This window comes from Pseudomonas sp. GW821-FHT07B01 (assembly GCF_059419065.1).
This window is the reverse complement of the sequence record NZ_JBWKRA010000011.1, coordinates 166,124-179,720: the sequence shown is the minus strand read 5'-3', so window position 1 is coordinate 179,720 and position 13,597 is coordinate 166,124. Positions and strand designations below refer to the sequence as shown.

14 protein-coding genes are annotated in these 13,597 nt (G+C 61.6%); 10 read left to right on the top strand and 4 right to left on the bottom strand.

What is annotated here, in order from left to right:
- Positions 1-126: 126 nt before the first annotated feature.
- Both AC07S6_RS14700 and AC07S6_RS14695 read right to left on the bottom strand, forming a co-directional pair.
- The gene (locus AC07S6_RS14700) at positions 127-531 is read right to left on the bottom strand and encodes a response regulator (RefSeq protein ID WP_495112534.1); all 405 of its coding nucleotides are present in this window, start codon (positions 529-531) and stop codon (positions 127-129) included.
- 53 nt (positions 532-584) lie between these two features.
- Positions 585-782, bottom strand: coding sequence for a Flp family type IVb pilin (locus AC07S6_RS14695; RefSeq protein ID WP_495112533.1), 198 nt, complete (start codon positions 780-782; stop codon positions 585-587).
- 337 nt (positions 783-1,119) lie between these two features.
- Between AC07S6_RS14695 and cpaB the strand changes: the two genes are divergently transcribed.
- Genes cpaB through AC07S6_RS14655 form a run of 8 tightly spaced genes read left to right on the top strand, consistent with a single transcriptional unit; the run spans position 1,120 to position 8,546 of the window.
- Entirely contained in the window at positions 1,120-2,064 is a 945-nt protein-coding gene (gene cpaB, locus AC07S6_RS14690; RefSeq protein WP_495112532.1) for a Flp pilus assembly protein CpaB, read from the top strand.
- Positions 2,065-2,083: 19 nt separating this feature from the next.
- A complete protein-coding gene (locus AC07S6_RS14685; protein ID WP_495112531.1) occupies positions 2,084-3,289 on the top strand; it encodes a type II and III secretion system protein family protein in 1,206 nt (401 codons plus the stop codon).
- A complete protein-coding gene (locus AC07S6_RS14680; protein ID WP_495112530.1) occupies positions 3,286-4,479 on the top strand; it encodes a CpaE/TadZ family protein in 1,194 nt (397 codons plus the stop codon). The genes AC07S6_RS14685 and AC07S6_RS14680 overlap by 4 nt, the downstream gene beginning before the upstream one ends.
- Positions 4,476-5,747 carry a TadA family conjugal transfer-associated ATPase gene (locus AC07S6_RS14675; RefSeq protein ID WP_014716751.1) on the top strand — a complete coding sequence of 424 codons (1,272 nt, stop codon included), beginning with the start codon at positions 4,476-4,478 and terminating at the stop codon, positions 5,745-5,747. The genes AC07S6_RS14680 and AC07S6_RS14675 overlap by 4 nt, the downstream gene beginning before the upstream one ends.
- 9 nt (positions 5,748-5,756) lie before the next feature.
- Entirely contained in the window at positions 5,757-6,638 is an 882-nt protein-coding gene (locus AC07S6_RS14670) for a type II secretion system F family protein (protein WP_034125885.1), read from the top strand.
- Between the two features lies 1 nt (position 6,639).
- A complete protein-coding gene (locus AC07S6_RS14665) occupies positions 6,640-7,527 on the top strand; it encodes a type II secretion system F family protein (RefSeq protein ID WP_495112529.1) in 888 nt (295 codons plus the stop codon).
- A gap of 10 nt (positions 7,528-7,537) precedes the next feature.
- Complete coding sequence (locus AC07S6_RS14660) at positions 7,538-8,263, top strand: tetratricopeptide repeat protein (protein ID WP_495112528.1); 726 nt, start codon at positions 7,538-7,540, stop codon at positions 8,261-8,263.
- 10 nt (positions 8,264-8,273) lie between these two features.
- Positions 8,274-8,546, top strand: coding sequence for a DUF3613 domain-containing protein (locus AC07S6_RS14655; protein ID WP_032901580.1), 273 nt, complete (start codon positions 8,274-8,276; stop codon positions 8,544-8,546).
- Between the two features lie 136 nt (positions 8,547-8,682).
- On the opposite strand, the gene AC07S6_RS14650 is transcribed toward AC07S6_RS14655, so the two are convergent.
- Both AC07S6_RS14650 and AC07S6_RS14645 read right to left on the bottom strand, forming a co-directional pair.
- Positions 8,683-9,468, bottom strand: coding sequence for a response regulator transcription factor (locus AC07S6_RS14650; protein ID WP_490613757.1), 786 nt, complete (start codon positions 9,466-9,468; stop codon positions 8,683-8,685).
- A gap of 71 nt (positions 9,469-9,539) precedes the next feature.
- Positions 9,540-10,043: a prepilin peptidase gene (locus tag AC07S6_RS14645; protein WP_490613758.1), complete on the bottom strand. Its 504-nt coding sequence runs from the start codon at positions 10,041-10,043 to the stop codon at positions 9,540-9,542.
- A 71-nt stretch (positions 10,044-10,114) separates the two neighbouring features.
- Here AC07S6_RS14645 and AC07S6_RS14640 point away from each other — a divergent pair, with 71 nt between their 5' ends.
- Together AC07S6_RS14640 and AC07S6_RS14635 are read left to right on the top strand one after the other, a co-directional pair.
- On the top strand, positions 10,115-10,552 hold the full coding sequence (locus tag AC07S6_RS14640; RefSeq protein ID WP_003188217.1) for a TadE/TadG family type IV pilus assembly protein: 438 nt from the start codon (positions 10,115-10,117) through the stop codon (positions 10,550-10,552).
- The gene (locus AC07S6_RS14635) at positions 10,549-13,299 is read left to right on the top strand and encodes a PAS domain-containing protein (protein WP_495112527.1); all 2,751 of its coding nucleotides are present in this window, start codon (positions 10,549-10,551) and stop codon (positions 13,297-13,299) included. Before AC07S6_RS14640 ends, AC07S6_RS14635 begins: the two co-directional genes overlap by 4 nt.
- Positions 13,300-13,597: the final 298 nt, after the last annotated feature.

Genomic DNA, 13,597 nt, shown 5'->3' with positions numbered 1-13,597 from the left:
GCCCCCGCGATCAAACTGTGGGAGCGGGCCTGCTCGCGAAGGCGGTGCATCAGCCAATGAATCTTTAACTGAACTACCGCTATCGCAGGCAAGCCAGCTCCCACATTTTTTAATGGCGCGCGAACATTACCGGTCAGGTTTGGTGAGGGGAAACAGGCTGTTGAGGGTATCGAGCAAGCGCACCAGGTAGATCGGCTTGCGAAACAAGTCCAGCACCTGCAAGCGCAGCATATCGCTGACATCGTCCATTTCTGCATGGCCAGACATCACGATCACAGGCAAATGCGAGCGTGAGGTGTGTTCGCGCAGGCGCCTGATCAAGGAGATACCACTTTCCTCGGGCATGCGCAGATCGGTGATAACCAGGGCGATATCAGGGTGAAGTGTCAATTCTTGCAAGGCGAAGGTGACGGAGGTCGCCGTGAAACAGACAAATCCCTCGTTTTCGAGGGATTCGGCCAACTCCACCAGCGCATCCTCCTCGTCGTCCACCAATAGGATTTGCTGGCGGGATGACGAAGGGTGGGTCATGGGCGGTACCTGATAAAAAGAATCACCGGAACGAAAGAATACCGCAATGACGGCTAAGTCGCAGCTGGCAGCGCATCGGACACTTGCTCGAAGATGCCTTTTATCTTATCGCCAAGCCCAGTACCAATGCCGACTATCACCAACGCAATTATCGCGACGATAATCACATATTCAATAGCCGACGCCCCATCTCTGCGACGCAGGAATAACTGAGCGTGAACATAAAATTTCAAGAACAGGTCAAGGATCATGTTGAGATCTCCTTCATGCGCCAAAAAGCGCCGATACAGCTGGCCCGCACAATGATTGCCGTGTGCCACTAGAGCATTGTCAACAAATTTAACACTCACAACTGTAAGAATGAATTAATCATAAAGTATTAGTCGCCGCGCCAGCCCCACAAATCCGTTATTTACAGCCCCTGCTTTAACCGCGCAGATAAATTTTTCATTCAGTAATGGCAATTTGTCCTAGCTGAGCTACCTTCAAATAGCCAAATCGTTAGTTGTTCATCACAGCCCAGTTGCGAATTTAACTCGTTTGGATTAACGGGAATAAAAGCAGTGCAACAGGATAGGGAGCGCCGTCATGAACAGTCGCATCAGCATGGTCTTGGCTGGCTTGCTGCTTATCGGAGCCCTGGTGGCAGGGTATTGGGGCCTGGTGCTGAGCCGTCCACCGGCACCCGCGCTAGCACCCTCTCCACAACCTGTCATTTCCGTTGAAAAAACCGTTGCAGTCGTGGAAGACCACACCCGCCAGCCCGTCGTGGTACTGGTGCACGCAGTTGCGCCTTTTGTGCCCCTCACCGCTGCCGATGTAGCCGTGGAAAAACTGCGCACCGTGCCGGCTGGCAGCCTGACCAGCGTTGACCAGGCCATCGGTCGTACGCCCTTGCGGGCTCTGGGTGCCGGCACCTGGCTCAATGATGAAAGCTTCACCGCCGGCGGCCCCCTGGCCCGCATGATTCGTGCAGATGAACGCGCCCTCGCCGTCGCCGTCGACGAGGTCATCGGTGCCGGTGGCCAGTTGAGCCCCGGCGATTACGTGGATGTCTTGCTGTTCTTGCGCCAGGACAATGCCAATGCCGAGCAATCGGCGCAGGTGGTCATCCCGGCGATTCGCCTGCTCAGCGTCGGCGACCAACTGGGGCTGGCCAACGACGGCACCCCGGCAGTACCGCCACCCGCCACCGCCGAAGAACGCGCCCAGGCGGCTCAACGTCGCACCGCCGCGCGCAGTGTGGTGCTGGCGGTGCCCGAACAATTGCTGAGTCGGCTGATGCTCGCTTCCCAAGCCGGCACGCTGCGCCTGGCCGTGCGCAGTGCCGACGAACAATTGCTCAGCCGCTACTGGGCCGGTGAAAGCGACACCCCGGACAAGGTGCAAAGCGCCAACCGCGACCTCTACCAATTCACCCAATTGGCCCTCAGCGGCCCGCCGAAAAAAATCACCCCCGCGGTGGCCGTCACCGGCCAGCGTCAGGGTATCGAAGTGATTCGCGGCGCGGCGGCAGCACAACCTACCCCCTGATTGAACAAGGATGCCTTGAATGAGCCAACGCTACGCTCAATTGGCCTTGGCCTTGATGCTGCCGTGCCTGCCCCTGGGCATGGCGATGGGCGCATCGGGCAACTGCAACACCCTGGGCCAACTGCCCGCCGTGATCGAGGTGGGCGAAGGCTTGCAGACCGAGCTGCAATCGCCGGTAGCGATTACGCGCCTGGCTATCGGCGACCCGAAAATTGCCGATGTGCGGGTCAACGGCGACCGCCATTTCCTGCTCACTGGCGTCGGCAGCGGCGCTACCAGCCTGATGGTGTGGACCGGCTGCTCGACCACGCCGCGCCAGAGCATGGTGTTCGTCAAGGGCAAGGCTACTTCGGCGCTCACCAGCCAATCGCTGTCGCCCTCCGAAGACCCGACGCTGCCCAGCCAGGTGCAGACCGATATTCGTTTTGTCGAGGTCAGCCGCACCAAGCTCAAGGAAGCCAGCACCAAAATCCTGGGCATGGGTAAAAACTTCTTCCTCGGCAGCCCCGACTTGCTGTCCCCGTCAGAGGGCATTTTCAAATTGCCGGTGAGTGCCGACAACTTCAACATCGGTTTTGGCGGTGGCCGGGTCAAGGCACTGATCAACGCCCTGGAAAGCAGCGGCTTCGCCTATACCCTGGCGCGCCCGAGCCTGGTGGCCATGAGCGGCCAGAGCGCGACCTTCCTGGCCGGCGGCGAAGTGCCGATTCCAGTGCCCAGTGCCGGCAGCGATACCATCACCATTGAGTACAAGGAATTCGGCATTCGCCTGACCCTCACGCCCACGGTCATCGACCACAACCGCATCGCCTTGAAGGTCGCCCCGGAAGTCAGCGAGCTGGATTACAACAATGCAATCCGCATCGAAGGCATTCAGGTGCCCGCCCTGACCGTCCGGCGCACCGACACCAGCGTGTCACTGGCCGATGGCGAAAGCTTTGTGATCAGCGGCCTGATCAGCAGCACCAACCGCTCCACCATCGCCAAGCTCCCGGGCCTGGGCGATATCCCGATCCTTGGTGCGTTTTTCCGCGACTCCAATATCAACAGCGAAGAAAAAGAACTGCTGATGATTGTCACGCCGCATCTGGTCCAGCCACTGGCTGCCAATGCGCAGTTGCCGTCGCTGCCCGGCGAAAAACTGCGCACCTATGACCCGAATTGGTTCCGGCTGTTCTTCCTGGAGAATGGCAACTTCGACCGTCGCAGTGGACTTTCCCAATGAGCGATAGCCTGAGCCAGACCTTCCTGGCAATCACCCGTAACAGCACCGATCTGGAATGGCTCCAGGGTGCCCTGGCCCCTCTTGGCCAAGTGATCAACGTGGGCGGCGGCAGCCTCGACGAATTGCTGGCACTGGTGGACGTGACCTTCGCCAACCTGGTGTTCGTGGGCCTGGACCGCGAGCACCTGGTAGCCCAGAGCGCCTTGATCGAAGGCGCCCTGGAAGCCAAGCCGATGTTGGCGGTGGTGGCCTTGGGCGACGGCATGGACAACCAGTTGGTACTCAACGCCATGCGTGCCGGTGCGCGGGATTTTGTCGCCTATGGTTCACGCTCCAGCGAAGTGGCCGGGCTGGTGCGGCGCCTGAGCAAGCGCTTGCCGCCCAGCGCGCCGAACGCCCATCTCGGCGGCCTCACCGTGCTCTACGGTGCCCAGGGCAATACCGATGGCGCCCTGCTGGCGAGCCACCTGGCGATGGTGGTGCAAAAGAGCGGCCAGCAGACGCTGATGCTCGACCTAGGCCTTCCCAGGGGCGACAGCCTCGCGCTGCTGGGCCTGGACAGCACCTTCAATTTCGGCGACGCCTTGCGCCACCTGCGACGCCTGGACGCCACGCTCATCAACAGCGCGTTCACCAGCACCGACGACGGCCTGCGGATCCTTTCCTACGCCACCAGCGATGACCCCTTGGAAATGACCAGCGCCGCCGAGCTGTACATGTTGCTCAGCGCCTTGCGCCAGCATTTCCAGCACATCGTGGTCAACCTCACAGGGCAAGCGGACAGCGAAGCCCTGCGCACCTTTGTCAGCCACTGCGACAAGCTGTTGTGGTGCACAGACCAGGGCGTGCTCGACTGTCGGCGTAACCTGGCGGTGCTGAACCTGTGGCGCGAAAAAGGCATGAAGCTCGACCATGCCAAGCTACTGGTCGATCGCTACATCAAAGGCTGTGCCCCCGGCACCGAAGCCCTGGAAAAAAGCTTCGGCCTGGAGTGCATCGCCGTGTTGCCCCTGAGCCCCGAAGTGCGCCTGAACGCCAAAAACCAGGGGCAAAGCCTGTTCACCCTGGCCCCCCGCGAAGCCTTGACCCAAGCCCTGCGCCACCTGGGCGAGCGCCTGGCCAAACGTACCGAAGGCTTGGATAAACCCTCGACACGCTGGTTCGAACGCCTGCTGGGGGCGAGTCGATGAACGGCGAAAAACTCTTCGGCGCCCCGGCCCGTGGAAGCGCCGCGCACAACGACCATGATGGCCTGAAACTGGTGCTGCATCGCTACATCATCGATGCCATCGAAGAGTCGGGCCAGAATCTGCTGGAAGGCTCGCGCCAATCCCTGGCGCAATTTGTCATCGACAAAGTGGCCGAATACATCACGCGCATGCACCTGGCGATCTCGCGCTATGAAATGGAGCGCCTGGCCGAGGAAATCGTCGACGAGCTGACTGGCTTCGGCCCGCTGGAAGTGCTGCTGCGCGATGTGTCGATCACCGAGATTCTGGTCAACGGCCCGCACCGGGTGTTTATCGAGCGTGACGGAGTACTCCATCAGAGCGATCTGCGTTTTATCGACGCGCACCATGTAGAACGCGTCATGCAGCGCATTCTCGCGCCCCTTGGAAGGCGCCTGGATGAGTCGTCACCGATGGTCGATGCGCGCTTGCCAGATGGCAGCCGGGTCAATGCGATCATCCCGCCGATTGCCCTGGACGGCCCCTGCCTGTCGATCCGCAAGTTTCGCAAGGACATGCTCAAGAGCAGCGACCTGGTGGCGATGCAGACCATCGACCACCCTATTTTCGAGTTCTTCCAGGAAGCGGTGGGCAAGCGCTGCAATATCCTCATCAGTGGCGGCACAGGCACCGGCAAGACCACGCTACTCAATATCCTCAGCCAATTGATCAACCCCCACGAACGCCTGGTCACCATCGAAGACGTGGCCGAGCTGCAACTGGGCCACCCCCACGTGGTGCGCCTGGAAACCCGCCCGCCCAATGCCGAGGGGCATGGCGAGGTCAAGGCCAGCGACCTGATTCGCAACGCCCTGCGGATGCGCCCGGACCGCATCATCCTTGGCGAGATCCGTGGCGTCGAAGTGCTCGACGTAATGACGGCCATGAACACCGGCCATGACGGTTCCATGAGCACGGTGCACGCCAACAATGCCCAGGACGCGCTATTGCGCCTGGAAACCCTGGTGGGTCTGACCGGCCGTGTGGTGGCGGAGAAAACCCTGCGGCAGATGATCTGCGCCGCACTGGATGTGGTGATCCAACTGACGCGCCTGCCCGATGGGCGCCGTTGCGTCAGCGAGGTGGTAGAAGTGGTGGGCGTACGCGACGACGTGTATGTCACCAACACCCTGTTCCGCCTCGACCGCCGTACCGGTTTTGGCTTCCTGCGCGAAGCGCTCAACCCGGCCGGCGACAAGCTGCGGCGTGAATCGGCATTGCCGTTGTAGAGAGGGCTTATGACCGGACTTGTCTTGCTGCTCATTTGCATCCTGCTGATCAGCCTGTCCGTCTGGCTGTTCCAGCGAGGGCTGCGCCAGGCCGGTACCGATCGGGTGCTGGAGCGGCTCAGCGACGGCCAGCCGGTGCCCCAGGAGCCGAACGGCAGCTGGGTCGCGCTGGAGCGCATGTTCCAGCGCGCCGGCCTGGGCAAACCCACCGACCGCCTGGGTTTGTGGTTGAGCGGCTGGGCGCTGGGCATGTTGCTGGGCTATCTGCTGGCCGGCGGGCTGGGACTGTTGGCCATGCTGATCCTGCCGCCGCTGCTGCTGCGGGTGTATATCGCCTGGCGCTACCAACGGCGAGTGCAGCGCATGGTCGAACAATTGCCGCAGCTGCTGGACCACAGCGTGCGCAGCCTCAAGTCTGGGCGCACCCTGGCGGACGCTGTGCTGGGTGCGATCGACAGCACCGAAGCGCCGCTCAAACAGGCGATGAGCCGCATCCAGCGCAACGTGCAAATGGGCGTGAGCCTGCCGGAGTCGGTCAGCGACTTTGCCGAGTTTTACGAACGCGATGAGTTCCGCCTGTTTGCCCTCGGCCTGAAGGTCAACCACCGCTACGGCGGAAACGCCAGCGAGCTGCTGGAAAACCTGATCAAGATGATCCGCGAGCGCGAACAGGGTGCGCGCCAACTCAAGGCCATGACCGGCGAAACGCGCATGACCGCCTATGTGCTGGCGGGTTTGCCTATCGTCATGGTCGGCTACTTCCTGATGGTCAACCCGGGCTACCTGATGAGCATGTGGAATGACGGAACCGGGCGCCACCTGCTGCTGGCCGCGGTGGCGCTCGACATCACGGGCACCTTCGTCATGTGGCGCATGTTGCGGAGTATTTGAGATGGCCATCCTGATTTGCATCCTGCTGTCGCTCGCCGCCGTCGCCTTGATCGTCGGCAACCTGCTGGAGCAAAGGCGCCGTCAGCGCCTGGTCAGCCAACGTCTGCAAGGCCAACTGACCCGCGAGGACAAACTCGGCAGCCTGATGCGCCAGTTGGGCGCCAGCGCCGTGGCCCAGCGTTCGGTCAGCCTGGACAACGAAACCCAGACCCTGCTCAACCGCGTCGGCTGGCGCAAAGCCAACCAGCGCTCCATGTTTGCGGCTTTCCAGATCGGCGTGCCCATCGTGCTACTGGGCTTGACCCTGCTCGGCCAGCAACTGCTGTTCCCCCATGCTGGCTCGCCCTGGATTGCCCCGGCAATTGCCCTGGGCATCGGTTACCTGCTGCCCAAACGCATCCTCGCCCTCAGCGCGAAATACCGCCAGGAGCGCATCGCTCGGGAAATTTCCACCTTCATTCCGTTGCTGCGCATCCTGTTCGAATCCGGCATGGCAGTTGAGCAATCGCTGCGGGTGTTGAGCACCGAAGCCCAGCGCTTGCTGCCAGACCTGACCCATGAACTGCGGCTGGTCCTGGCAAGGGTCGACTCGGGTCTGGAACTGTCCGAAGAGTTGGGCAAGACCGCACGCCTGCTGGCCGTGGATGAGTTCACCGACACCTGCATCATCCTTCAGCAGTTGATCCACCAAGGCGGCGGTGCGATGAAATCCCTGCTGGCCCTCAAGCAGTTGCTCGACGACCGCCGCCTGACCCGCCTGCAGGAATACATCTCGAAGATGTCCGCGAAGATGTCCGTGGTGATGATGGTGTTCCTGTTTCCCGCCTTGCTGATCGTGCTGGGGGGGCCGGCCATGATCGCCATCTCCCGAGCCTTGAATAATTTTTGAGGAGCCTGCCATGAAACCACTGATCGTCGCCTTGAGCCTGCTGATGCTGGGCGGTTGTGCCAGCAATGGCCAGGTTCCGTGGGCCGGGTTGCTGGCGCCGGGCAGTTGCCCCAAGCCCAGCGCCGACCAGGAGCTGTCGCTGAACCTGGCCGATGACATGGCCAACGAAGGCAAGCTGCACGCCAGCCTCGCCAACCTGCAGAACCTGCCCAGCACCCTGCCCCAGGTTCGTCAGCGCCAGGCCCGTGCCTATCGCTTGCTAGGCCGTCCCGACGCCGAGCCGTTGTACCGCAGCCTGCTGGGCACCTGCCTGGCCGCCGACGGTGAGCACGGCCTGGGGCAACTGGCGTCGGCCAAGGGCGACAACGGCCAGGCCATGGCTCACCTGCAACGCGCAGCACGGCTGGCGCCCACCGACGAAAAAATCCGCAATGACCTGGGCGTGGTGTACCTCGATCAACGGCGCCTGGACGACGCACGCTTTGAATTCATGACCGCCATCGAGCTCAAGCAGAGCGATCAACTGGCGGCAGTGAACCTGGTGACCTTGCTGATCTATCAGGACAATTGGGAGCAAGCCGCGAAAGTGGTCGGCCAACTCGGGTTGAGCCCTGATCAGGTGACCCGGGCCCAGGCACGGGCGCAACACCTCAAGGAGGCTGGCACGGCACCGCAGCGTCCAGTCAAAGATCAGGTAGCGGCGGTCAGCGACGCGCTGCCGGCCTCTGTGAAATAGGGAGTCGATGATGAAATTCCACCACCTTGCCGGCCTTGCCTGCCTGGCGCTGCCCCTCCTTGCTTCGGCCATCGAAGCGGGGCCATCTTCACCCCGGCAGGCAGAAACGGAAAACTGGATGGCGCTGCAACTGAGCGGGCGTGCAGCCTCGGCCAACCCGCAAAAAACCACGCCGGCAGAACGCGAACAGGCGCTCAAGCGCTGGCTGGACAGCAACAAGCATCCAATCCCGGAGTTTTTTGATCAGAAAGTAGGCGGGACTGCGCAAAGTGGAAGCAAGTAAAGCTACTGTGGCGAGCAAGCTTGCTTGCGCTGGGGTGCGAAGCGCCCCCAAGAAAAGCCGACTCCAGCAGCGCTGTCGAGCGGGAGCAAGCTCCCTCGCCACAGAAAGATGGCTCCTGCAAGGTTTGCCTGGGCCTTTAGTGCGCAGTCACCCGCTGGCGCATCGCCGAGTTGCTCGGTGACAACGCCAGCGCCAACTGCGTGCGGTTGTGCATATGGGTCAGGCGCAGCACCTGGGACACATACAGCTTGACCGTGTTCTCGGTAATCCCCAGCTCACAGGCAATCTGGTAGTTGGTCTGGCCCTTGCCCACCAGGCGGGCCACATCCAACTGGCGCGGTGACAGTTGATTGAAGATCGCCGGGATCTCCAACGGCCCGGCTTCATCGGCCGAAGGGTCCCCGTCATGGTCCTGGGGCGTCGGGTTGCGGCGCACCTTGTCCAAGTCCATATACAAGTCGTTGATGGATTCGGACAGGTACTGCAACTTCTGGTTGAGCGTGCCCAACTGCAGGTCTTTCTGCCGCTCCTCCAATGCCGCTTCCTGGCGCTTGAGGCCCTCGAGCAATTCATCGAGGTTGATCGGCTTCTGGTAGTAATCAGCGATGCCCGCACGCAGGGCCTTGATCACATCCTGCTTGTCGGCGCGCCCGGTAAGCATGATCGCTTCGAACGCGCGATGTTTGCCGGCGATGCGTTGCAGCGCCTGCACCAGCTCGATGCCGTCCATGTCCGGCATATGCAGGTCACACAGCACTAAACCGATCTGAAGGTCTTCCTTGAAACGCTGGACAGCTTGCTGGCTGGACTCGCACGGGACACAACGGTACCCGCTGCTTTCAAGAAATTCACAGAGCTCCTCTACGATTAAGGGTTGATCGTCGACTACGAGCACTTTTACTGCAGACGTAAGCTTGTTCACGCGCTACTCCATGCCTGGCAAGCCAAATGATGACCTATCCTTTCTGACGAAAATTCCTACACAACTCCTGATTAAACGTAGACGTACTTTCCGACTATGTACATAGCATTAATCAACTCGCGCGACTGATGGATCCAAAACCAGCTGCCGGCAAAACCTGTCAAAACGAAGGGCGCAAAAGGCTGTTTTGTTGACGCTTGCCCTCCCCGTTCAACGCGGTTTGAGCTAAGCCCTTGATGCATAAGTGTCCAGGCCACCATAGCGATGCCCGCACCGATCAGCGACCCCAGCAGGTACTCGATATTGGAGGCCAGCCCCAAGGCGGCTAGCAACTTCACATCCCCCGCGCCAAAGCGGCCCAACGCATAGCCCGGCAAGGTCAGTACCAGTGCCAAAGCCAAGGCCAGGCCGCCCTCGCTGCGAGGCGCGCCCAGCCAGGTCGACCCCGCCCACAGCAGGTAGATCAACGCCAGCAGGCCTACGCCCAGGGTCAGCGTATTGGAAATTTGGCGCTGGCGAATATCCTGCACAGCACATACGCCCAACCACAGCACAATCACTAGCGTCTGGATCACGTAAAAAACATCCCTTTTGGCTGAATGATTCTATGCTGATATCAAGTACTCGACTCAGGGTAGACGCAGTCATGAAATCGAGCCTCCCGAGAAAGCAAAAAGGCGCTGCGGCGATCGAGTTTGCCTTGGTCTTCGTGATTTTCTTTGCAGTGTTCTACGGCATGCTCAGCTACAGCTTGCCATTGCTGTTGATGCAGTCATTTCACCAGGCGGCGGCTGAAGGGGTACGCCGCAGTGTGTCCCTGGACCCCAGCACCGCAGGCTATTCGGCCCTGGTGGTGCAACGCGCCAAGGATGCCGCCCAGGCCCAATTGAACTGGATCCCCGGCTCATTGAAATTCTTGCCCGGCTATATCACCGCCACCTACACCAATAATTTGCTGACAGTGAAAATCACCTACCCCTCGGCCAATATCAAAGCGGTCTTGCCGGCCCTGGTATTGCCCGGGGTGGGCACCGTACCCAACCTGCCCACCAACCTCACTGCTACCTCGAGCCTTCAGTTTTGACGACGGGGGATAAATTGTTCGCACGCCTGCGCGGACGCAGCAGCGCCCTGGCCTTGGACGCGCCAGCAACACCCGCACCGGGCCTGCAAGTGCAATTGGACAACCTGGGTCGGGTGCTGAGCATCTCAGGCACCTTGAGGCCTTTGCTTGCCCAGCATCTTGCCAACGCGCCCAACCCGCCCTTGCAGACCTTGCTGTGTGCCGATAGCGCACTGAGTGTCGAGGGCACGCCGCAGGAGTGGCAACGACACGGCCTGGATCTCGACCTTCAGGGCGCTGCCGGCCAGGTCCTGCATACCCGCGGCTGGATCGAGCCGGAGGGTGACGGCTGGGCCCTGCACCTGCTGGACATCACTGACCTGCTGGCCGACCGAGTACGGGTGCAGCAACGCGAACAGAACCACCAACTCGCCGCCCTGATGAGCGAACAGCTGCGCGTGTGCAGCCTCAACCGCTTGCCCCAGGTGTTCAGCGAACACCTGCGCAGCGTGGCCCAGCGCTGGCGCATTCCCTGCGTCGCCATGGCACTGCTCGACGAAGATGACCAGGGCTGGCGCATCTACAGCCACTACGCCGCTCACGACGCCCCGGCCTTGTGGCAGACCGGGCAACACCTGGGCACCAGCCTGGACAGCATCAACGGCAACACACCACTTAGCCTGGACATTGCCCAGGGGCGCAGCGACAACCCGCGCCTGCACAGTGTATTTGGCAATGCCGACGGCTTCCTGGTGCCGTACCGCGACAGCCATGGCGCCGCCGCGTGGCTGCTGTGTGGCTTCTATAACGGCCAGGCACACCACACCGGCGAGCGTGACTGGCTGAACCTGTGCGCGGCACTCGCCGCGCCGCTGCTGGGCCGTCTGCGCGAACAGCGTCACCACCAGCAACTGGAACGGGTAGAAGCCCTGCAAGGCCTGCTCGGCACTGGCTGGTGGGAACTGTTGCCCGCCACCCAGGAAATCCAACTGGCGCCACAATTGCTGCGCAACCTGAGCCTGGACGAAGGCCCCACCCGCCAACCCCTCGGCACCTGGCTCGAACTCATCCACCCCGCCGACCGTCAGGCCCTCGACAGCCGCCTGCAAGACCTGCAAGCCCTGGGCAAGCCACTGCTGACCAGCGTGCGCCTGCAACGCACCGAGCCTGAGCAGTCGCCCCTGTGGTACCGCATACACGGCCAAGTGCTGGGCGCCGGCAATGAACGGCGCTGGATCGGCTTCATGCTCGACATCAGCGACATCCAGAACCAGCAACTGCAAGCCGCCGCCGCCCATGCGCGCCTGGACAACCTGATCGCCAGCTCACCGGCCGTCATCTATGTGCAGCGCTACGTCAACGGCGCGCTGCACCCAGCGTTTTTCAGCGCCAGCCTGTTGCCGCTGCTGGGCTGGACCTTGGCCGATTGCAACCACGACAACCTGGCGGCGCTGATCCACCCCGACGACCGAGAACGCTACTTCGAACGCACCCGCCAGCTGCTGCGCGAAGGCAACGTGCGCAGCCGCTACCGCCTGCGCGACAAGCAAGGCAACTACCACTGGCTGCTCGACGAAGCCAAGCTTTTGCGCGACGACCTGGGCTTGCCGGTCGAAGCCGTGGGCCTTTGGCTGGACGTCACCGAGGCGACCCTGGCCGCCGAGCAGGTGCGCCAAAGTGAAGAGCGCTACCGTATCCTGGTGGAAGACTCGCCAGCGATGATCTGTCGCTACCGTCCCGACCTGATCCTCACCTTCGGCAACACGCCGCTGGCCAATTACCTGGAATGCCGGCCCGACCAATTGCCAGGCATCGACTTGGGCCAGTGGCTGTCGGATGAACAGCGCGCCGCCTTTATGCAACGCATTCAGCAACTGACCCCGGAATTCCCGGTGAGCACCGCGGAAATCAGCCTGCAACTGCCGGGGCGCGAACATGCCTGGTGGGTGTGGTCGGACCGTGGCGTCTTCGATGAACAAGGCGCTCTGATCGAAGTGCAGGCCGTGGGCCGCGACAACACCGAAGTACGCCGCTCCCAGCAGCAACTGACCCAAAGCGCGAAAATGGCCACCCTCGGCGAAATGGCCACCGGCCTGGCCCATGAGATCAACCAGCCGCTGAACGTGATGCACATGGCCATCACCAATGTGCTCAAGCGCCTGGGCAATGGCGATGTGCAAATCGACTACCTCACGGAAAAACTGCAGCGTATCGACGCCCAGGTGCAACGCGCGGCACGGGTGGTCGACCATATGCGCGTCTTCGGCCGCCGCTCGGAAATCGAGCAGCAACCGTTCGACCCGGCGCAGGCGCTGGAGGGCACCCTGTCCCTGCTCAGCGAAGGCCTGCGCGGCAAAGGTGTGGACGTGCGCATCAGCCCTGCGGACTTCTCGGTGCAGGTCAAAGGCTATGTCGACCAGCTGGAACAGGTGCTGATCAACCTGATGGTCAACGCCCGTGACGCATTGCTCAGCCAGCGAGAAAAAGACCCTGCCCTGCGCCCCTGGATTGCCCTGCACAGCGAGCACGACAGCCGCCATGTGCGTATCTGGGTTGAAGACAACGCCGGCGGGATCGACCCGCGCCTGTTGGAGCGGATTTTCGAACCGTTCTTTACCACCAAGCCAATCGGCGTCGGCACCGGATTGGGGCTCTCGGTGAGCTATGGGATTGTGGAAAACATGGGTGGGCGCCTGAGCGTCACCAACGGCGAGGCCGGCGCGAAATTCTGCGTCGAGTTACCCATCGCGCAGCACTCAATCAGCTAACCACGATGCGAAGCGAGCCGCTCTTGCTCTTGCTCTTGCTTTTGATCTGCTTGTGATCTTGATCTTAAGCGCCCCGTCAAACCACGCTGGCCGGAATTCGACAGTGATTTGGGGGGTAAACCGGCAGGGATGCCGGTTTAGCCGCCCCGCGCCATGGATGGCGCGTGGCGGCGCCCCCCCAAATCACTGGCGGATTGCGGGCACACCGAGCCTAAGCGAGGTGCCGAGTGGTGGGGCAAGAGCCTTTTGCTTACTTTTGGGCTTTTCAAAAGTGAGCCGCTGTAAAAGCGGAACCCTA

Coding starts and splice junctions, on each gene's coding strand:
- AC07S6_RS14685 (WP_495112531.1), top strand. CDS start 2,084: ATGAGCCAACGCTACGCTCAATTGGCCTTGGCCTTGATGCTGCCGTGC.
- AC07S6_RS14640 (WP_003188217.1), top strand. CDS start 10,115: ATGAAATCGAGCCTCCCGAGAAAGCAAAAAGGCGCTGCGGCGATCGAG.
- AC07S6_RS14660 (WP_495112528.1), top strand. CDS start 7,538: ATGAAACCACTGATCGTCGCCTTGAGCCTGCTGATGCTGGGCGGTTGT.
- cpaB (WP_495112532.1), top strand. CDS start 1,120: ATGAACAGTCGCATCAGCATGGTCTTGGCTGGCTTGCTGCTTATCGGA.
- AC07S6_RS14695 (WP_495112533.1), bottom strand. CDS start 782: ATGATCCTTGACCTGTTCTTGAAATTTTATGTTCACGCTCAGTTATTC.
- AC07S6_RS14700 (WP_495112534.1), bottom strand. CDS start 531: ATGACCCACCCTTCGTCATCCCGCCAGCAAATCCTATTGGTGGACGAC.
- AC07S6_RS14675 (WP_014716751.1), top strand. CDS start 4,476: ATGAACGGCGAAAAACTCTTCGGCGCCCCGGCCCGTGGAAGCGCCGCG.
- AC07S6_RS14655 (WP_032901580.1), top strand. CDS start 8,274: ATGAAATTCCACCACCTTGCCGGCCTTGCCTGCCTGGCGCTGCCCCTC.
- AC07S6_RS14680 (WP_495112530.1), top strand. CDS start 3,286: ATGAGCGATAGCCTGAGCCAGACCTTCCTGGCAATCACCCGTAACAGC.
- AC07S6_RS14665 (WP_495112529.1), top strand. CDS start 6,640: ATGGCCATCCTGATTTGCATCCTGCTGTCGCTCGCCGCCGTCGCCTTG.
- AC07S6_RS14670 (WP_034125885.1), top strand. CDS start 5,757: ATGACCGGACTTGTCTTGCTGCTCATTTGCATCCTGCTGATCAGCCTG.